Annotated in this window: 16 protein-coding genes; 13 read left to right on the top strand and 3 right to left on the bottom strand. The window is 57.0% G+C overall.

Features of this window, described 5'->3' with window-relative positions; genetic code table 11:
• Positions 1 to 22 precede the first annotated feature (22 nt).
• The 3 genes from trmD to DQN55_RS17380 all read left to right on the top strand — a co-directional run bounded on the left by trmD (position 23) and on the right by DQN55_RS17380 (position 1638).
• Positions 23 to 733, top strand: a complete 711-nt coding sequence (gene trmD / locus DQN55_RS17390; protein WP_231995698.1) for a tRNA (guanosine(37)-N1)-methyltransferase TrmD — start codon at positions 23 to 25, stop codon at positions 731 to 733.
• Positions 734 to 778: 45 nt separating this feature from the next.
• Complete coding sequence (gene rplS / locus DQN55_RS17385; RefSeq protein WP_003440273.1) at positions 779 to 1129, top strand: 50S ribosomal protein L19; 351 nt, start codon at positions 779 to 781, stop codon at positions 1127 to 1129.
• A 95-nt stretch (positions 1130 to 1224) separates the two neighbouring features.
• On the top strand, positions 1225 to 1638 hold the full coding sequence (locus DQN55_RS17380) for an acyl-CoA thioesterase (RefSeq protein WP_048378753.1): 414 nt from the start codon (positions 1225 to 1227) through the stop codon (positions 1636 to 1638).
• Between the two features lie 11 nt (positions 1639 to 1649).
• On the opposite strand, the gene DQN55_RS17375 is transcribed toward DQN55_RS17380, so the two are convergent.
• Positions 1650 to 3449, bottom strand: coding sequence for a cation:proton antiporter (locus DQN55_RS17375; RefSeq protein WP_048378755.1), 1800 nt, complete (start codon positions 3447 to 3449; stop codon positions 1650 to 1652).
• A gap of 134 nt (positions 3450 to 3583) precedes the next feature.
• On the opposite strand from DQN55_RS17375, the gene xerD reads away from it, so the two are divergent.
• The 6 genes from xerD to DQN55_RS17345 all read left to right on the top strand — a co-directional run bounded on the left by xerD (position 3584) and on the right by DQN55_RS17345 (position 11037).
• Positions 3584 to 4480, top strand: a complete 897-nt coding sequence (xerD, locus tag DQN55_RS17370) for a site-specific tyrosine recombinase XerD (protein ID WP_048378757.1) — start codon at positions 3584 to 3586, stop codon at positions 4478 to 4480.
• Between the two features lie 136 nt (positions 4481 to 4616).
• Positions 4617 to 5348 (top strand): DsbC family protein, encoded by a 732-nt coding sequence (locus DQN55_RS17365; RefSeq protein WP_048378759.1) that lies wholly within the window; start codon positions 4617 to 4619, stop codon positions 5346 to 5348.
• A gap of 138 nt (positions 5349 to 5486) precedes the next feature.
• A complete protein-coding gene (locus DQN55_RS17360) occupies positions 5487 to 6791 on the top strand; it encodes a homoserine dehydrogenase (RefSeq protein ID WP_048379546.1) in 1305 nt (434 codons plus the stop codon).
• A 68-nt stretch (positions 6792 to 6859) separates the two neighbouring features.
• Positions 6860 to 8269 (top strand): threonine synthase, encoded by a 1410-nt coding sequence (gene thrC, locus DQN55_RS17355; protein ID WP_048378761.1) that lies wholly within the window; start codon positions 6860 to 6862, stop codon positions 8267 to 8269.
• A 119-nt stretch (positions 8270 to 8388) separates the two neighbouring features.
• A complete protein-coding gene (locus tag DQN55_RS17350; RefSeq protein WP_053070891.1) occupies positions 8389 to 10491 on the top strand; it encodes a transporter substrate-binding domain-containing protein in 2103 nt (700 codons plus the stop codon).
• A gap of 129 nt (positions 10492 to 10620) precedes the next feature.
• A complete protein-coding gene (locus tag DQN55_RS17345; RefSeq protein WP_172601065.1) occupies positions 10621 to 11037 on the top strand; it encodes a response regulator in 417 nt (138 codons plus the stop codon).
• 166 nt (positions 11038 to 11203) lie between these two features.
• On the opposite strand, the gene DQN55_RS17340 is transcribed toward DQN55_RS17345, so the two are convergent.
• Both DQN55_RS17340 and DQN55_RS17335 read right to left on the bottom strand, forming a co-directional pair.
• On the bottom strand, positions 11204 to 12082 hold the full coding sequence (locus DQN55_RS17340) for a TIGR02285 family protein (RefSeq protein WP_048378763.1): 879 nt from the start codon (positions 12080 to 12082) through the stop codon (positions 11204 to 11206).
• Between the two features lie 35 nt (positions 12083 to 12117).
• The gene (locus DQN55_RS17335) at positions 12118 to 13317 is read right to left on the bottom strand and encodes a CaiB/BaiF CoA transferase family protein (protein WP_048378765.1); all 1200 of its coding nucleotides are present in this window, start codon (positions 13315 to 13317) and stop codon (positions 12118 to 12120) included.
• 139 nt (positions 13318 to 13456) lie between these two features.
• Between DQN55_RS17335 and DQN55_RS17330 the strand changes: the two genes are divergently transcribed.
• The 4 genes from DQN55_RS17330 (at position 13457) to DQN55_RS17315 (ending at position 17949) form a co-directional block, all read left to right on the top strand.
• Positions 13457 to 13999, top strand: a complete 543-nt coding sequence (locus tag DQN55_RS17330; RefSeq protein WP_048378767.1) for a YaeQ family protein — start codon at positions 13457 to 13459, stop codon at positions 13997 to 13999.
• A 55-nt stretch (positions 14000 to 14054) separates the two neighbouring features.
• Complete coding sequence (recJ, locus tag DQN55_RS17325) at positions 14055 to 15764, top strand: single-stranded-DNA-specific exonuclease RecJ (protein ID WP_048378768.1); 1710 nt, start codon at positions 14055 to 14057, stop codon at positions 15762 to 15764.
• A gap of 283 nt (positions 15765 to 16047) precedes the next feature.
• On the top strand, positions 16048 to 17154 hold the full coding sequence (locus DQN55_RS17320) for an NADH:flavin oxidoreductase/NADH oxidase (protein WP_048378770.1): 1107 nt from the start codon (positions 16048 to 16050) through the stop codon (positions 17152 to 17154).
• A 75-nt stretch (positions 17155 to 17229) separates the two neighbouring features.
• Complete coding sequence (locus DQN55_RS17315) at positions 17230 to 17949, top strand: tellurite resistance TerB family protein (protein ID WP_048378772.1); 720 nt, start codon at positions 17230 to 17232, stop codon at positions 17947 to 17949.
• Positions 17950 to 18100: the final 151 nt, after the last annotated feature.

Here is an 18100-nt window from a genome sequence, read left to right as displayed (position 1 = left end):
AGTGATCAGTTTGTTTCCCGAAATGTTTTCCGCCATCAGCGACTACGGCATCACCAGTCGCGCGGTGAAACAAGGGCTCTTGCAGCTCACCTGTTGGAATCCGCGAGACTACACAACGGACCGACATCACACTGTGGACGATCGCCCATTTGGCGGTGGTCCGGGCATGGTGATGAAGATCAAGCCTCTGGAAGATGCACTGGTTCAGGCCAGACAAGCAGCCGGAGAGGCGGCGAAGGTTATTTACCTGTCGCCCCAAGGCCGTCAACTGAATCAGTCGGCGGTACGCGAACTGGCGAATGAGGAAGCATTAATCCTCATTGCAGGTCGTTATGAAGGCATTGACGAGCGTTTTATTGACGCTTATGTCGATGAAGAGTGGTCGATTGGTGACTATGTACTCTCCGGTGGCGAGCTACCGGCGATGGTTCTGATTGATGCGGTTACACGACTGCTGCCCGGAGCTTTAGGGCATGCGGACTCCGCCGAGGAAGATTCCTTTACGGATGGTCTGCTGGATTGCCCGCACTACACCCGACCGGAGGTGTATGCGGATCAGCGTGTTCCCGACGTATTGCTTAGTGGCAATCATGCACACATCCGGCGTTGGCGTTTACAGCAGTCCCTTGGGCGGACCTTTGAACGACGCGCCGATCTTCTGGAAAGCCGCTCGCTTTCTGGAGAAGAGAAGAAGCTGCTTGAGGAATACATCCGCGAGCGGGACGATAGTTAACAACGTATCGATGGTAGATCAGACGATCTACCTTAGGAGCACAGCATGACTAACAAAATCATCCTTGCACTCGAAGCAGAGCAGATGACCAAAGAGATCCCTCCTTTTGCCCCGGGCGACACCATTGTCGTTCAGGTGAAAGTGAAGGAAGGCGATCGTTCGCGTCTGCAAGCTTTCGAAGGTGTAGTGATTGCCAAGCGTAACCGTGGTGTGAACAGTGCTTTCACTGTTCGTAAAATCTCCAACGGTGTTGGCGTAGAGCGTACTTTCCAGACCTACAGCCCGCAAATCGACAGCATGGCTGTTAAGCGTCGCGGTGACGTTCGTAAAGCCAAGCTGTACTACCTGCGTGACCTGTCCGGTAAAGCAGCTCGCATCAAGGAAAAACTGGCTTAAGTCCAGCTTCCCGATGCAGAAAAAAGCAGCCTTCGGGCTGCTTTTTTGTTGTCTGCGATTTATCAGACCTTTGTCCAGTTGTAGGTAGTAAAAGCATGACTCCGCGTGAGCAAGAGATCCAACGTCGTACCGAATTATCAGTTACCCGCATCACCAAAGCCGTGTTCCCCTCGACGACCAATCATCACAACACACTGTTTGGCGGCACCGCCCTGGCCTGGATGGACGAAGTGTCGTTCATCGCTGCAACGCGCTTTTGCCGTTTGCCATTGGTGACCGTGTCCACCGATCGTATCGACTTCAACCATCCGATTGCGGCAGGTTCCATCGTTGAGCTGGTGGGCCGGGTGGTCAAAGTCGGCAACACCAGCCTCAAGGTTGAAGTCGAAGTCTATGTCGAAAGCATGAGCTGCGACGGTCGCGAGTTGGCGATCCAAGGCTTGTTCAGCTTTGTCGCCATCGACGAAGACAAACGCCCGGTGCCTGTATTGCCAGGGTACGCACAGTAAGCAGCACTCGCTCAGGACTCCTGGCTGATCAGGGCCAGCAACGTCCATCCCGGTCCCGGTTTCAGGTCGCGTTCCGGGGTTACCACGTACACCCAACCACTGCTGTCGCGAGCGAACAGCAGTGTGGCTCGCGGTCCATGCAGGGCTTGATAGTCCTCCCAGGTAAAATTCTCGGTCAGCTGTGTGCTGTAGAGCTCGGCGCCTTGATTCAGGGCGTTGGCCAGCTGGCTGTAGGTCAGGGCGCGGTCGCCAAGGGCTTGTCCGCGATGCTCATGGCTTGCGCGATGTTTGTCAGTACGCTGGCTTTCTTGTCCGCTGACCAGGGCGTACAGGCGCTGATGGCCGAACTCATGACGAAAGCGCATCGCAGCCAGTGCATTCAACTCACCAGAAGGCGAAAGTGCGAGCAAATGCCCAAGGCCGACGAGATCCAGATGGGCCTCGGCATGCTGTGAAGCGGGATTTCCGAAGTATGTCGGCAAATTTTCCATGCGGGCTGCGCGAATGTTTTCCCAGTTGGAGTCGGTCAGCAATACCCGGCTGCCCAGGTGCTGCAAAGCTTTGCCTACGACACGGGCGGGACCGTTGGCGCCCACGATCAAAAAGCCGCTGGGGGCGGGCTCGGCGACCTTGAGCAGACGTGCAAGAGGGCGGGCCGTGGCGCTTTGCAGGACGACCGTGCCGATAATGACCGCAAACGCCAGCGGTACCAGCAGCAATGCCCCTTCATGGCCGGCCTGGTCGAGGCGAATCGCGAAAATTGCCGAAACAGCTGCCGCGACAATTCCACGAGGTGCAATCCAGGCCAGCAGTGCGCGTTCGCGCCAATTGAGCTTTGAGCCGAAGGTCGACAGCAGTACGTTCAGCGGACGGGCAATGAACTGGATGATCAGCAACAAAACCAGTACGACGGGCCCCAGTGCGATCATGGCATTGAGGTCAAGGCGGGCGGCCAGCAGAATAAACAGGCCTGAAATCAGCAGTACGCTGAGGTTTTCCTTGAAGTGCAGGATATGCCGCACATCCACGCCTTTCATATTGGCCATCCACATGCCCATCAGCGTGACGGCGAGCAAGCCGGACTCATGCATTATCTGATTGGAGGCAATGAAGATCCCCAGCACGGCAGCCAGTGTTGCCAGGCTGTGCAAATACTCCGGCAGCCATTGCCTGCGCAGAATGTGTCCCAGTACCCAGCCACCAACAAGCCCGAACAGGCTACCGCACAGAATCACCCCGCCAAAGGTCAGCAGGCTGTGGCTCAGGCCGTCTCCCGCAGCGCGGGAAATGATGAAGCTGTAAACCACGACGGCGAGCAGGGCGCCAATCGGGTCAATGACGATGCCTTCCCAGCGCAGGATGTTGGCAATCGATGCTTTGGGTCGCACGACGCGCAGCATTGGCACAATGACGGTTGGTCCGGTGACCAGTGTCAGGGTGCCGAACAGCAGGGCCAGCAGCCAGTCAAAACCCAGCAGCCAATGAGTGGCCAGTGTGATGACTGCCCAGGTCGACAGGGCGCCGACGGTCACCAGCCGATGCACCACGCTGCCGATTTCGCGCCATTCGGACACGTGCAGGGTCAGGCTGCCTTCAAACAGGATCAGTGCCACTGCCAGCGAAACCAGTGGCATCAGCAGCGGCCCCAGCAGTTCTTGTGGGTCTAGCCAGCCCAGGACGGGGCCGACAACAATGCCCGTCAGCAACAAAAACAGGATGGCCGGTAATTTAAGGCGCCAGGCCAGCCACTGGCAGCCCAGGGCTGCGATGCCGATGCCACCAAAAGCCAGCAGAATCTGTTGTTCATTCATGAGAGGATCCAGTGAGAGGTATGTGGTTGATGCTTTTGGTTTAAAGGGATGGCCAGCCATGAAAGACTAGCGCCCACTTTCGCAGTTCACTGTTTATTTATGCGCGGCCTCTGGTCTGCGCTTTTCGAGCGCCAATGCCTGCTATCGACAATCCCCTTATCGACCGTTTTCTGGATGCCTTGTGGCTTGAAAAAGGTCTGTCCGACAATACCCGCGATGCTTATCGCAGCGATCTGGCGCTCTTCAATGGCTGGTTGCAGGAGCGCGGTATCGAATTGCTCAATGCCGGGCGGGAGTTGATCCTCGATCACTTGGGCTGGCGTCTTGAACAAGGTTACAAGCCGCGTTCGACCGCACGCTTCTTGTCCGGAGTGCGGGGGTTTTACCGCTACCTGTTGCGTGAAAAGCTGATTGCAGTCGACCCTACGTTGCAGGTTGATATGCCGCAGTTGGGCAGGCCATTACCCAAGTCATTGTCTGAGGCTGACGTTGAAGCATTGCTGGCTGCCCCCGATCTGAGCGACGCCATCGGCCAGCGTGACCGGGCGATGCTCGAAGTGCTGTACGCCTGTGGTCTGCGGGTGACGGAACTGATCAGCCTGACGCTGGAACAGGTCAATCTGCGCCAGGGTGTATTGCGCGTGATGGGCAAGGGCAGCAAGGAGCGTTTGGTGCCCATGGGCGAGGAGGCAATTGTCTGGGTCGAGCGGTACATGCGCGATGCCCGTTATGAGCTGCTCGCTGGTCGGCCCAGCGATGTTCTGTTTCCCAGTCAGCGTGGCGAGCAAATGACCCGTCAGACTTTCTGGCACCGCATCAAGCATCAGGCCAAAGTCGCCGGGATCGACAAGTCGCTGTCCCCGCACACTCTGCGGCATGCCTTCGCGACGCATTTGTTGAACCATGGCGCCGATTTGCGCGTGGTGCAGATGTTGCTGGGGCACAGTGATCTCTCCACAACCCAGATCTACACCCATGTGGCGCGTGCCCGCTTGCAAGACCTGCATGCCCGCCATCACCCCCGTGGCTAGCGCGTGCTTGCGTCGGTCAGAGTCGGCCACGCAAGTCATCTGTGGTAGGCTTTGCCGGTTCAGAAAACGAGCCGCCCAACCCTTTTCGGATAGGGGTATTCAGGTTTGGCCGTTTTGTCCGCCTTCAGGAGTTCTCATGCGCGTGACCCAGATTTTCGCCGCCGCAGCCATTGCGTTGGTCAGTACTTTTTCCTTTGCCGATACCGGCGCCGAGCAAGCGATTCGCAAGAGCCTTGAGACACTGCAACTGGATGTTCCTGTCGAGAGCATCAGTGCCAGTCCAATGGCCGGCCTGTATGAAGTCAAGCTCAAGGGCAGCCGTGTGCTGTATGCCAGCGCAGATGGTCAGTTCATCGTGCAGGGCTACATGTTTCAGCTCAAGGATGGCAAACCGGTCAACCTGACCGAGAAAGCCGAGCGCGTGGGCGTGGCTAAATTGATCAACGGTATTCCGGTGGCAGAAACCGTCGTTTACCCTGCAATTGGCGACACCAAGTCGCACATCACTGTCTTTACCGACACAACATGCCCGTATTGCCATAAATTGCATGCCGAAATCCCGGAACTGAACAAAATGGGGATCGAAGTGCGCTATGTTGCATTCCCGCGCCAGGGCCTTGGCTCGCAGGGTGATCAGCAATTGCAGGCAGTCTGGTGCTCAAAAGACAAAAGAAGCGCCATGGACAAGATGACGGATGGTAAAACGGTCGAGGCGCCAAAATGCGCCAACCCGGTTTCCAGGCAGTTCGCCCTTGGCCAATCCATTGGGGTCAATGGTACGCCGGCCATCGTTTTGGCCGATGGCCAGGTGATTCCGGGTTATCAGCCTGCTGCGCAGGTTGGCAAGCTGGCCCTCGGTGTTAAATAATTCTGCATCGTCACGGCACGCCCGTTGACGATCATGGCCAGGCAGATCGCGTGCCTGGCTATTAATTGAGAACCGTGGCAATCCACGGTTGTTTTTCACGGCCGGCCCATGAGTCGGCCGTTTTATGGGGAGTTCAGCGTGAATCCGGTCAAAGTAGGTATCTGTGGGCTCGGGACCGTCGGTGGCGGCACCTTCAACGTACTAAAGCGTAACGCCGAGGAAATTGCCCGCCGTGCCGGGCGTGGCATCCAGGTTGCGCAAATTGCCATGCGTACGCCGAACCCTCAGTGCGACATTGCCGGTACCCCCATTACCAACGATGTATTCGCTGTTGCGACCAACCCTGAAATCGACATCGTCATCGAGCTTATCGGTGGTTACACCATCGCCCGCGACCTGGTGCTCACCGCCATCGAAAACGGCAAGCACGTGGTCACCGCCAACAAGGCGCTGATTGCCGTACATGGCAACGAAATTTTCGCCAAGGCCCAGGAAAAGGGCGTGATTGTGGCGTTCGAAGCTGCGGTTGCAGGCGGTATTCCGGTGATCAAGGCGATCCGTGAAGGCCTGTCGGCCAATCGAATCAATTGGGTTGCAGGCATCATCAACGGCACCGGCAATTTCATCCTCACTGAAATGCGCGAAAAGGGTCGTACCTTTGAAGACGTTCTGGCCGAAGCCCAGGCCCTGGGTTATGCCGAAGCCGATCCTACCTTTGACGTTGAAGGCATCGATGCTGCGCATAAACTGACGATCCTGGCGTCGATTGCATTCGGTATCCCGTTGCAATTCGACAAGGCCTATACCGAAGGCATCACCAAGCTGACAACGGCTGACGTGAACTACGCAGAAGCGCTGGGCTATCGCATCAAACACCTGGGCGTTGCACGCAGCACCGCCAGTGGCATCGAGTTGCGGGTTCACCCGACACTGATTCCCGCAGATCGCCTGATTGCCAACGTGAACGGTGTGATGAACGCCGTCATGGTCAATGGTGACGCTGCTGGCTCGACATTGTTCTATGGCGCTGGCGCGGGCATGGAGCCAACGGCGTCGTCGGTGGTGGCTGACCTGGTCGACGTGGTACGTGCGATGACGTCAGACCCTGAAAACCGCGTTCCGCACTTGGCATTCCAGCCTGATTCGCTGTCCGACCATCCGATCCTGCCAATCGATGCATGCGAAAGTGCCTACTACTTGCGCATTCAAGCCAAGGATCATCCGGGCGTATTGGCACAAGTGGCCAGTATCTTGTCCGAGCGTGGCATCAACATTGAATCGATCATGCAGAAAGAAGTTGAAGAGCATGACGGCCTGGTGCCAATGATTTTGCTGACTCATCGTGTGCTTGAGCAGCACATGAACGATGCCATTACTGCGCTGGAAGCGCTGCAAGGCGTCGTGGGTCCGGTCGTTCGCATCCGCGTTGAACATCTAAATTAATTTCACGGCCAGTCACGTGCCACTGCCCCAGGCGCGTGGCTGGCCGCTCAAACCGAAGGTTTGCCCCAATGCGTTATATCAGCACCCGTGGCCAGGCACCGGCCCTGAATTTTGAAGACGTCCTGCTGGCCGGTCTGGCCAGTGACGGCGGTCTGTATGTACCGGAAAACCTGCCGCGCTTCACCCAGGAAGAAATCGCTTCCTGGGCTGGCCTGCCGTATCACGAACTGGCTTTTCGGGTCATGCGCCCGTTTGTCACCGGCAGCATCCCGGACGCGGATTTCAAAAAGATCCTTGAAGAAACCTATGGCGCGTTTTCTCACGCCGCCGTGGCGCCGCTGCGTCAACTGAACGGCAACGAGTGGGTGCTTGAGCTGTTCCATGGCCCGACCCTGGCGTTCAAGGATTTTGCCCTGCAGTTGCTCGGCCGCTTGCTCGACTACGTGCTGGAAAAACGTGGCGAGCGCGTGGTTATTGTCGGCGCTACTTCTGGCGACACCGGCTCTGCGGCGATTGAAGGTTGCAAGCATTGTGAAAATGTCGACATTTTCATCCTGCACCCCAACAATCGGGTTTCGGAAGTCCAGCGTCGGCAGATGACCACGCTGTTTGGCGATAACATCCATAACATCGCCATTGAAGGCAACTTCGATGACTGTCAGGAAATGGTCAAGGCCAGCTTCGCTGATCAAGGCTTCCTCAAGGGGACTCGCCTGGTTGCCGTGAACTCGATCAACTGGGCCCGAATCATGGCCCAGATCGTTTACTACTTCCATGCCTCTCTGCAACTGGGCGGCCCGCATCGCTCGGTATCGTTCTCGGTGCCTACCGGTAACTTCGGCGATATTTTTGCCGGTTACCTGGCCCGTAACATGGGCTTGCCGATCAACCAGCTGATCGTTGCCACCAACCGCAACGATATTCTGCATCGCTTCATGAGCGGCAACCAGTACGCCAAGGACACGCTGCACGCGACGCTGTCGCCGTCGATGGACATCATGGTGTCCTCGAACTTCGAGCGCTTGCTGTTCGATTTGCATGGCCGTAATGGCGCGGCGGTTGCCGGGCTTATGGACACCTTCAAGAAAACCGGCAACTTCAGCGTCGAAGAAGATCGCTGGACCGAAGCGCGACGTCTGTTTGACTCGCTGGCGGTCGATGATGCGCAAACCTGCGAAACCATTGCCGAGGTGTTTGCCGAAACCGGCGAAGTACTGGATCCGCACACTGCCATTGGGGTCAAGGCCGCTCGCGAGTGCCGTCGCAGCCTGGACATTCCGATGGTTATTCTGGGCACGGCACACCCGGTCAAGTTCCCGGATGCAGTTGAAAAGGCAGGGGTAGGAAAAGCTCTGGAACTGCCGGCTCACCTTTCTGACTTGTTTGAAAGAGAGGAGCGCTACACCGTTTTGGCCAATGACCTGAAAGCGGTACAGGCCTTTGTCAGTCAGCATGGGAATCGCGGCAAGGCACTTTAACGGTATACGTCTTACGCACTTTGAAGCCCGTCATCTGACGGGCTTTTTTTTGGGTGCATGGCAAACTTGCGCTGTTTTCGCCTTCGTATTTTGGCGAGTAGCCAGTCAAGGATGCTGCCATGTTTCACCGCGTGCTTAAATCATGGGTGCTCACATTGCTCCCGCTTGGACTGCTGTTTTTCATGCAACTGTCCACTGCTGCACAAGGACTGCCGTTCAGTCTGTCACCCAACTTTACCCACTTTAAACCGCTGCGACTGAACAGCACTGAAAAACAATGGCTGTCAGAGCATGGCAAGTTACGGGTCGGTATCGCCACTACGGATTACGAGCCCGTCGATATCACCCACGACCGCAATCGTTATCAAGGTATCAGCGCTGATTACCTGAGTATTGTCCGTGACAAACTGGGCGTGTCGATTGAAGTTCTGGGGTATAAAAAACGCGATCAAGCCGTCTCGGAACTGCTCTCGGGCAAAATTGACATTCTGGCCAGCGCCAGTAGTTTTGAAAGCGGTGTCGAGGGACTTGTGTCATCGACGGCCTATATGACGGATCGCTCGGTTATTGTTGGTCGCGGCAGCGATACCGATGCTGCGCACACCTGGGGCGGTAAAAAGATTGGCTTTGTCGATGGCTACATCGATATCCATACGGCCCATGCCTTTTATCCCGATAGCGAGATCATCATTACGCCTACGTTGCACAGCGCCATGGAAGCGCTGATTGAAGGTGATATTGATGCGTTTATTGGCAATGAGGTCATCATCCAGTCGTTCAAGAGTGTTCGACCTTATTCAGGTTTGCGCATTATTGGTGACAGTGCATTACCTGATTCCGGATTTTCCTTCGCCACACGACGCGCCGATCCCATGCTTGGCGCTTTGATCGAGAAGGCATTGGGCAGCCTTGATAACGCTGTCTCACACAGGGTGCTTGCGCGCTGGACTTCCGGGCTGGAAGGAAGTATTGCCCACCAGCACCTCAACTTGTTGCCTCGCGAGCGGGAATGGATCAAGCGTAATCCGGTGGTCACCGTGGCGGGTCAGCAATTTCCGTTATATGCCTTCAAGAATGGTAATGGCCGCTGGGAGGGATTGAGCGTCGATATTCTGAAGCGCATTTCACGCATGACCGGATTGCAGTTTGTCCACAAAGAGGCGTTTTCAACGGAGCATACCCTGGACATGCTCCAGAGCGGCGAAGCTCAAATGAATGCAACCCTGTCGATCAACCATGAGCGCAAGGCCTTCTTGAATTTCACCTACTCGTACGGTGGATCTCCCTGGGTCTTTGTTGTGCGCAGCCATGACTCCCGGCTCGGTTCTCTCGATCAACTGGCGGGAATGGTGCTGGTACTTCCGGCCAGGCATGCCCTTGAAGAGCTGATCAGGCGTGAGTATCCGGCAATTGAATTACGCCAGGTCGATACCTATGCCCAGGCCCGCCGAATGGTCGAGCAAGGGGAGGCGGATGCAACCATCCAGAGTGAGACGCAGGCTTATCTGTACCCACCCGGGCGTCTTAAGGTGGGGCGAAGTGTCGATGGACGGTGGGTCTCTGACAATTTTTCGGTGCATGCTCAATATCCAGAGTTGCTCGGCATCATGAACCACGCTCTGGAAGCCATGCCCATCAACGAAATTCGAACGCTCAGAGCCAAATGGTTGGGCGCTGTCGGCCAGGCGCCGCTGATCGAAAGCAGTTCGTATCAGCCCGTTTGGTTGTCCTGGGGGATAGTGCTTCTGACTGCCGCCGGGCTAATGCTGTTTCTGTGCAATCGACGACTAAAAAAGCAGGTGCATGCCGGGCGTGAAACCGAGCAGGCGTTGTATGAGCAACTGGCGTTTCAGCGCCGTTTTCTGGATGGTATTCCCAGTCCGATCTTTGTGTGTGACCTTCAGGGTGCTGTAATCACGTGTAATCAAAGTTATGAAGAGCGCATGTCTATAAAGCTTGAACACATTCGCGGGCAAAACAGTATTGGAATGAATATTTTTCCGCAGAAACTGGCTGAGCAACTTCACTGTGAAATCATGCAAATGATCCACAGCCGACAACCCTACTATCAAAAACGCATGATCGAAATCAAATCCGGCCCCATGGAAATCTACCAGTGGACAGTGCCATTTTATTCCGCTTCCGGGCGACTGGAAGGATTGGTGGGGGGCTGGTTTGATATATCGGAAGTTCGCAAATGGGGGCCTCGTGCAGCGTGGTAAGTGTCGGTTGGCCATCGGTCGATAGAAAAGAGCTACACCAACTTAGGAGTTTTCTGATGTCGCGTGAAGCTAGAGCCTTCTAGAGTAGATCCATCTGGTGAAAGCCTGCCGATCTCCCAAGGGCCCGTGATGCGACCTCTGAAAGTTTTGATTCTTGAAGACAACCCTTTCCAGTTAATGGTGTTGCATCAAATGTTGAATACGTTTCGCATATTTGATGTGTTGGTCGCTGAAAATCTTGATTCTGCACGACGTTCATTGGCTCAGCGTGGAGCCATCGATGTCGCTATCTGTGATCTTTATGTAGAAGGTCTGACGGGACTAGACCTGATTCGCGAGTTAGCCGCAAGGCGAGAAGCGTCGGCGTTGATCATCTTGAGTTGTGCAGCACCTCATATCGTGGAAAAAGCGGTAAGGACAGCCCGCAGTGAAGGTCTGAGGGTATTGGGCTGCCTGGCAAAGCCCGTGACGGTAAACGGCTTGGGGCAATTACTGGATGCCTATCGAAGCATTGGTGCGTATGCCAGCGATGGGGGGGCGAATTGAAGGGACGCTTAAAGGAACCTTTAGCGGCACGTTTGAGTCTGATTTTTCATCAGCAGGATCAAGCTTATTGCTCCGATGCTTGTAGCCTGTTGATAGGGTCTTCATGACCTTGTTGAATCCCGAGCTGCCTCCCCACAGCCCGGGATTTTTTTATTCCATGACATTGTCAATGTGCGTCGGTGGGGGCGGGCAGCAAGGGGCGGGGATGGTCAACCGACGACTCGGGCGCAAGCCACTGTGCCCTGGACTTGATGATCACCTCACGGCCTTGATGCGCCAGTATGTCGTTGACTCTGCCAATGACCCGTCGACCTTCCGGTGTGTCCGAACACCCGACGTAAAGGGACTGGAGAGCCGGGGCGCCCAGTACCGGGTAAAAAATCATGCTGTCGGGAGACAGTCCTTGTTGCCTGGCTTTTACCTGAATCTCGGGCCAATACCCCAACAGCGCCTGCAAGCGATCCGCTTGCTGCATGCGCAACAGGCTGCTCATCGGGTTCCCCCCGTAATGGATAAAAATCTGATGTGCAGGGCTCTGTGGCAGTTGACGGTCAATGACCTCGCCGTAGCTGCGTTTTGCGATAACACCCAACTTCAAAGCATGGCTGTTCAGTAAGGCTGACAGGTCTACTTTGCCGTCGGTCACAAAGGGGGCGATCTGTAATTGATTCTGACGTTGAATCGCCAGTCCATTTCCCTGCAAGGCAATAACGGGCGTGGAGTAAACGACCCAGCGGGCACGGGCTGGATTCCAGATCAGGGTCGGGTCGCAGGTCAGTGAGGGGGCATGAAGCATCTGAAGGGCCCGTGCCCGGTTCACCCGCATCACGACATGCTGGTACTGCGGCATGTTTGCCATCAGCACGGGCATCAGTTGATCAATTACCCCTTGACCCTTTTGCGGGCCGTCCACCACGACCAATGGCGGCAGATCGCGTAATAGCCAAATGAGCTTTTCGGCGCCCAGGACACCCGGTGCCGCGATCAACAATGCCGATGAAATCAGCCCGGTCAGAATGCTTCGCCGCCTTGTGCGATGAATCATGGTACCAGTCCTTTGGGTATCCACTGGAGATGGCTCTAGATAGCGCCTGCCAGCTTGAGGGTTGCTATGGCGGCGGTGTCGTAACCCAGTTCGCCCAACACTTCAGCGTTATGAGCGCCCAACTCGGGCCCCACCCAGTCAGCCGAGCCGGGAGTGTCTGAAAGCTTCGGGACGATGCCTGGCATCTTGAAGTCTTTGCCATCCGGCAACCGGGCTTGCAGAAACATTTCTCGCGCCAGGAATTGCGGGTCACTGAACATGTCTTCGGCCGAGAAGATGCGGCTGGCAGGCACCTGCGCAACGCCCAGTTGTTCCAGCACGGTCTCAAGCGGCAGTGAAGCCACCCAGCGGTCAATCACACCATACAGCTCGTCACGGCGGGTGTCGCGGCCATCATTGCTGGCCAGTACCGGGTCGTTGGCCAGATCTTCACGCCCGATAACCTGCATGAAACGCTTGAAGATCGCGTCACCATTGGCGCCGATTTGCACGTGCTTTCCATCCAGGCTGGTATGAATCGACGAAGGGGTAATGCCGGGCATGATGTTGCCTGTGCGCTCACGAATAAAACCGAACACATCGAACTCCGGCACCATGCTTTCCATCATGGCAAAAATGGCTTCGTACAACGCTACGTCCACGACTTGTCCCTGACCGCCATTGACTTCACGGTGACGCAGCGCCATCAGCGCGCCAATCACCCCCCACAGTGCGGCAATCGAGTCGCCGATCGAGATGCCGGTGCGCACTGGCGGACGATCTTCAAAACCGGTGATGTAGCGCAGCCCGCCCATGGACTCACCCACGGCACCAAACCCCGGCTGGTCTTTCATCGGGCCGGTCTGGCCAAAGCCGGACAGCCGCACCATCACCAGTTTCGGGTTCAAGGCGTGCAGCACATCCCAGCCCAGGCCGAGTTTTTCCAGAACGCCGGGGCGGAAGTTTTCGATCAGGATATCGGCCTCTGCCAATAACGCCTTGAGGATACTCAGCCCGTCAGGGTGCTTGAGGTTCAGGGTCAGGGACTTCTTGTTGCGCGCCTGGACGAACCACCACAGGGAGGTGCCTTCGTACAGCTTGCGCCATTTGCGCAACGGGTCACCGCCATCCGGGGACTCGACTTTGATCACTTGCGCACCGAATTCGGCGCAGATCCGCGATGCAAACGGACCCGCGATCAGAGTGCCCAGTTCGACGACTTTGAGGCCCGATAGGGGTTTGGCTGCGAGCGGCATGATTTGTCCTTGTCCAGAGCAGGCGGGTACAGCCTTTTAACATAGGTCGCAGCCGGCAAGAAGCCAGGGTCAAGGATTCGTTGAAGAGCGGCCGGATCGGTTAGACTTACCGCCTTTCTCCGTATCAAGAAGCCCGTTCATGGCCCAGCCGTCCACGACCTACAAGTTTGAACTCAACCTTACCGACCTCGATCGCGGGGTGTATGAAAGCGTCAAGCAGACCATCGCCCGTCACCCTTCAGAAACTGAAGAGCGTATGACCGTGCGTCTTCTGGCCTATGCCTTCTGGTACAACGAGCAGCTGTCTTTTGGTCGCGGCCTGTCAGATGTAGACGAACCGGCACTCTGGGAAAAAAGCCTGGATGACCGTGTTCTGCACTGGATCGAAGTCGGCCAGCCCGATGCCGAGCGTCTGACCTGGTGCTCGCGTCGTACCGAACGCACCAGCTTGCTGGCCTATGGCAGCTTGCGCGTGTGGGAAGGCAAGGTCATCCCGGCGATCAAAAACCTGAAAAACGTCAATATTGCTGCCGTTCCGCAAGAGATTCTCGAAGTCCTCGCCAAAGACATGCCCCGAGTGATCAAGTGGGACGTGATGATCAGCGAAGGCACGATTTTCGTCACTGATGACCGTGGCCAGCACGAAGTTCAATTGCAGTGGCTGCAAGGCGAACGCGGTTAAAACCCGCGCTGAACACGTTCATCTTAAATACGACCCAGAGACTCCCCGTCAGCTTATGCGCATCGAACCTCGTCCACTGCCTGAAATCCTGCCTTTCCTGGGCGAAATGCCGACCCTGCTGACACGCCTTTACGCAGCGCGTGGCGTCCAGTCGCAAGCGGAGCTGGACAAGAGTCTGGCGCGGCTGATTCCGTATCAGCAGCTCAAGGGGATCGATGCCGCGGTGGATCTACTGGTGGTGGCGCTTGAGCAGCGCCAGCGCATCCTGATCGTCGGTGACTTCGACGCGGATGGGGCAACGGCCAGTACCGTCGGGATGCTCGGTCTGCGTCTGCTGGGGGCGGCTCATGTCGATTACCTGGTGCCGAACCGATTTGAGTACGGCTACGGCCTGACCCCGGAAATCGTCGAGGTCGCGCTGACCCGTACCCCGCAACTGCTGATTACGGTCGACAACGGTATCTCCAGTATTGAAGGGGTGGCGGCGGCCAAAAAAGCGGGTTTGAGTGTTCTGGTCACCGACCACCACTTGCCCGGCAGCGAGCTGCCGGCGGCCGATGCCATCGTCAATCCGAACCAGCCCGGCTGCGAGTTTCCAAGCAAGGCATTGGCGGGCGTAGGGGTGATTTTTTATGTCCTGATCGCGTTGCGGGCCCGCTTGAACAGCCTGGGCTGGTATCAAAACAGCAAGGCACCGAATATTGCCGAGTTGCTGGACCTGGTGGCATTGGGCAGCGTGGCGGACGTGGTGCCGCTCGATGCCAACAACCGGATCCTGGTGCATCAGGGCCTGGAGCGCATTCGTGCCGGGCGTGCGCGCCCCGGGCTCAAGGCCATTCTCGAAGTGGCCAAGCGAGACCACACGCGCATTACTTCGACCGATCTGGGGTTTATTCTCGGCCCGCGCCTTAACGCCGCCGGGCGTCTGGATGACATGAGCCTGGGCATTGAATGCCTGCTCACCGATGACGCCAACGCTGCGCGCGACATGGCGGTGCAGCTCGATGAGATGAACCAGGACCGTAAATCCATCGAGCAAGGCATGCAGCGTGAGGCGCTGGCCCAGCTCAAGGACCTGACGGTCGATAACCTGCCGTTTGGTTTGTGCCTGTTCGACCCGCAATGGCACCAGGGGGTGATCGGCATTCTGGCTTCACGCCTCAAAGAGCGTTACTTCCGGCCGACGTTCGCGTTTGCTGATGCCGGTGACGGCATGCTCAAAGGCTCAGGGCGCTCGGTGCCGGGCTTTCATATTCGTGATGCGCTCAGCGTGGTGGCGGCACAGCACCCGGAGTTGATCAGCAAGTACGGCGGCCATGCAATGGCGGCGGGCCTGACCTTGCCCGAGGCAAATTTCCCTCTGTTCAGTCAGGCGTTCGATGCCGAAGTCCGGCGTCAGTTGCGTGAAGACGACCTGACGGGGCGCATGTTGTCCGATGGCAGCCTGGCGGTGGAGGAGTTTCATCTCGAACTGGCCCGGGCACTGCGTAACGCCGGGCCTTGGGGGCAGCACTTTCCCGAACCGTTGTTTCATGGCGTATTCCAGTTGGTCGAGCAACGGATCGTTGGCGAGCGGCATTTGAAAGTCGTGCTCAAAACCGAGTGTGGCAGCGTGAAACTCGATGGCATCGCATTCGGGATTGACCGGGATGTATGGCCGAATCCGACCATTCGCTGGGTCGAACTGGCGTACAAACTCGACCTCAACGAGTTTCGTGGTAATGAAACCGTGCAACTGATGATCGCTCATATCGAGCCGCGATAACGCCTTGGCCTTGCGTGCCCGGTAGATACGCTGCTGCGCAGTAGGCCGCGGCCTCGTTCTACTCGTCCGCTGCTACAGATTACGCGCTACATCATCTCTGTAACCGCTGGCGCAGGTAGCGACAAGGGCCGCATGGCCTTAGCTTTCCATTCAACTAGCAGGTTGCTGTGCAACCCGTCACATCCTGTGGCGGCGCCCACAGGGTTTTCCCACCTCGTCCAGTGTTGTCGACTAGGCTCTTAGAACTGGCCTGGAGCCTACCCACTGGAATTAGAGGTGACCCATGAGTCTGTTGCTTGAACCCTATACCCTGCGAAAACTGACCCTTCTTAATCGCATCGCGGTCTCGCCGATGTGCCAGTACTCCAGCGTTGATGGCCTGGCCAATGACTGGCATTTGGTTCATCTGGGCAGTCGCGCAGTGGGCGGCGCAGGGCTGATCTTCACGGAGGCTACTGCAGTCGTACCTGAAGGACGGATCACCGCCCAAGACCTCGGATTGTGGAGTGACGAGCAGATTGAGCCCCTGCAGCGCATCACCCGCTTCATCACGGCCCAGGGCGCCGTGGCAGGCATTCAGCTGGCCCATGCCGGACGCAAGGCCAGTACTTATCGGCCCTGGCTGGGCAAGCACGGCAGCGTCACGGTTGAAGAGGGCGGCTGGGTGCCGGTCGGGCCTTCTCCCATCGCCTTCGACCCTAACCACACGGCGCCGGTGCAACTGGACGAAGCCCAGATCAACGGGGTTATTCAAGCGTTTGTTGCCGCTGCCAAGCGGGCCTTGAAAGCAGGCTTCTCGGTGGTTGAAGTCCATGCGGCCCACGGCTACTTGCTGCACCAGTTTCTTTCGCCCTTGAGCAATCAACGGCGCGACCAGTATGGTGGCTCCTTCGAGAACCGTGTGCGGTTGGTGTTGCAAGTTACCGAGGCTGTACGCGAAGTGTGGCCAAAAGAGCTTCCGGTTTTTGTGCGACTATCAGCCACGGATTGGGTTGAGGATGGCTGGAACCCTGACGAAACCGTGGAACTGGCGCGACGGCTCAAGGCGCTGGGGGTTGATCTGATCGATGTGTCCTCGGGGGGCACGGCAGCCAATGCCGAGATCCCGGTCGGGCCGGGTTACCAAACACGGTTTGCCGAGCGTGTACGCAAAGAGGCGGGTATCGCCACAGGTACCGTGGGCATGATCACCGAGGCAGCCCAGGCCGAGCATATTCTGCGCACCGGCCAGGCAAATTTGATCCTGTTGGCGCGCGAGCTGTTGCGTGATCCGTATTGGCCGTTGCACGCTGATGATGATTTGGGCGGCAAGAAGGCGATCTGGCCTGCACAATATCAGCGTGCAACTCACCGCGACCAACCCATCCATGAGTCGGATTTGCGGGAATGAATTGAAGGCAGTACGTGTTTTTGACCCGCCATTCAGGCGGGTTTCCTTTCTGAACCTGATTTCTGGAGGCAGCTTATGAATACCCGTGGATTGCTCGATCAGTTACTCAAGTCCGGCCAACAAATGTTGCAGGATAAAAAGGGCACGCAAGGCTCCGCCTCCGGTGCTGATAAAGGTGGTCTGGGTGGCCTGCTGGGTGGTTCCGGCGGGTTGGGTGGTTTGCTGTCGGGGGCGGGTGGCGGGGCTTTGGCTGCCAGTGCGCTGGGAATGTTGCTGGGCAACAAGAGTGCCCGTAAATATGGCGGTCAGGCCCTGACCTACGGCGGGTTGGCGGCGCTTGGCGTGCTGGCCTACAAAGCCTATGGCAATTGGCAAGCGAATCAGGGCAAGGCACCGCAAACTGAGCCGCAGACCATTGATCGTGTTGCGCCGCAACAAGTCGAGCAGCATGGTCAGGCGATTATCAAGGCGCTGGTGGCAGCGGCCAAGGCCGATGGTCATGTGGACGAGCGGGAGCGTCAGTTGATCGACGGTGAACTCAGCAAACTCAATGGCGACCCTGCCTTGCAGCAATGGCTGAGGACAGAACTGAACAAACCGCTGGACCCGGCGGAAGTGGCAAGTGCGGCCAGTACCCCTGAGATCGCAGCTGAAATGTATATCGCCAGCCTGATCCTGGTGGACGAAGAACACTTTATGGAACGGGCATACCTGGATGAGTTGGCCAAACAGCTGAAGCTGGATCCTGGTCTCAAGGCCGAGCTTGAATCACAGGTCAAACAAGCAGCGCTATGACCTCATGATCGTCCTGTGGAAGCGGGTGATTCCGGCTTTCACAGGATTCGTGGCAGCAATTCGCCTCTGCGGCATAATCGGCTTTAACTATGCTCTGATTTTGCTGTAATTCTTTTCACTAATTACTGTGAGAGCGGTCGCAACGACACTG

The sequence above is a fragment of the Pseudomonas taetrolens genome, from assembly GCF_900475285.1.
Taxonomy (GTDB): Bacteria; Pseudomonadota; Gammaproteobacteria; order Pseudomonadales; family Pseudomonadaceae; genus Aquipseudomonas; species Aquipseudomonas taetrolens.
This window is presented reverse-complemented; position numbering and strand designations above follow the sequence as displayed.

What these genes read in the sequence shown, in the direction of transcription:
- trmD (WP_231995698.1), top strand. Translation starts at nt 23, where the DNA reads ATGTTTTCCGCCATCAGCGACTACGGCATCACCAGTCGCGCGGTGAAA.
- rplS (WP_003440273.1), top strand. Translation starts at nt 779, where the DNA reads ATGACTAACAAAATCATCCTTGCACTCGAAGCAGAGCAGATGACCAAA.
- DQN55_RS17380 (WP_048378753.1), top strand. Translation starts at nt 1,225, where the DNA reads ATGACTCCGCGTGAGCAAGAGATCCAACGTCGTACCGAATTATCAGTT.
- DQN55_RS17375 (WP_048378755.1), bottom strand. Translation starts at nt 3,449, where the DNA reads ATGAATGAACAACAGATTCTGCTGGCTTTTGGTGGCATCGGCATCGCA.
- xerD (WP_048378757.1), top strand. Translation starts at nt 3,584, where the DNA reads ATGCCTGCTATCGACAATCCCCTTATCGACCGTTTTCTGGATGCCTTG.
- DQN55_RS17365 (WP_048378759.1), top strand. Translation starts at nt 4,617, where the DNA reads ATGCGCGTGACCCAGATTTTCGCCGCCGCAGCCATTGCGTTGGTCAGT.
- thrC (WP_048378761.1), top strand. Translation starts at nt 6,860, where the DNA reads ATGCGTTATATCAGCACCCGTGGCCAGGCACCGGCCCTGAATTTTGAA.
- DQN55_RS17350 (WP_053070891.1), top strand. Translation starts at nt 8,389, where the DNA reads ATGTTTCACCGCGTGCTTAAATCATGGGTGCTCACATTGCTCCCGCTT.
- DQN55_RS17345 (WP_172601065.1), top strand. Translation starts at nt 10,621, where the DNA reads ATGCGACCTCTGAAAGTTTTGATTCTTGAAGACAACCCTTTCCAGTTA.
- DQN55_RS17340 (WP_048378763.1), bottom strand. Translation starts at nt 12,082, where the DNA reads ATGATTCATCGCACAAGGCGGCGAAGCATTCTGACCGGGCTGATTTCA.
- DQN55_RS17335 (WP_048378765.1), bottom strand. Translation starts at nt 13,317, where the DNA reads ATGCCGCTCGCAGCCAAACCCCTATCGGGCCTCAAAGTCGTCGAACTG.
- DQN55_RS17330 (WP_048378767.1), top strand. Translation starts at nt 13,457, where the DNA reads ATGGCCCAGCCGTCCACGACCTACAAGTTTGAACTCAACCTTACCGAC.
- recJ (WP_048378768.1), top strand. Translation starts at nt 14,055, where the DNA reads ATGCGCATCGAACCTCGTCCACTGCCTGAAATCCTGCCTTTCCTGGGC.
- DQN55_RS17320 (WP_048378770.1), top strand. Translation starts at nt 16,048, where the DNA reads ATGAGTCTGTTGCTTGAACCCTATACCCTGCGAAAACTGACCCTTCTT.
- DQN55_RS17315 (WP_048378772.1), top strand. Translation starts at nt 17,230, where the DNA reads ATGAATACCCGTGGATTGCTCGATCAGTTACTCAAGTCCGGCCAACAA.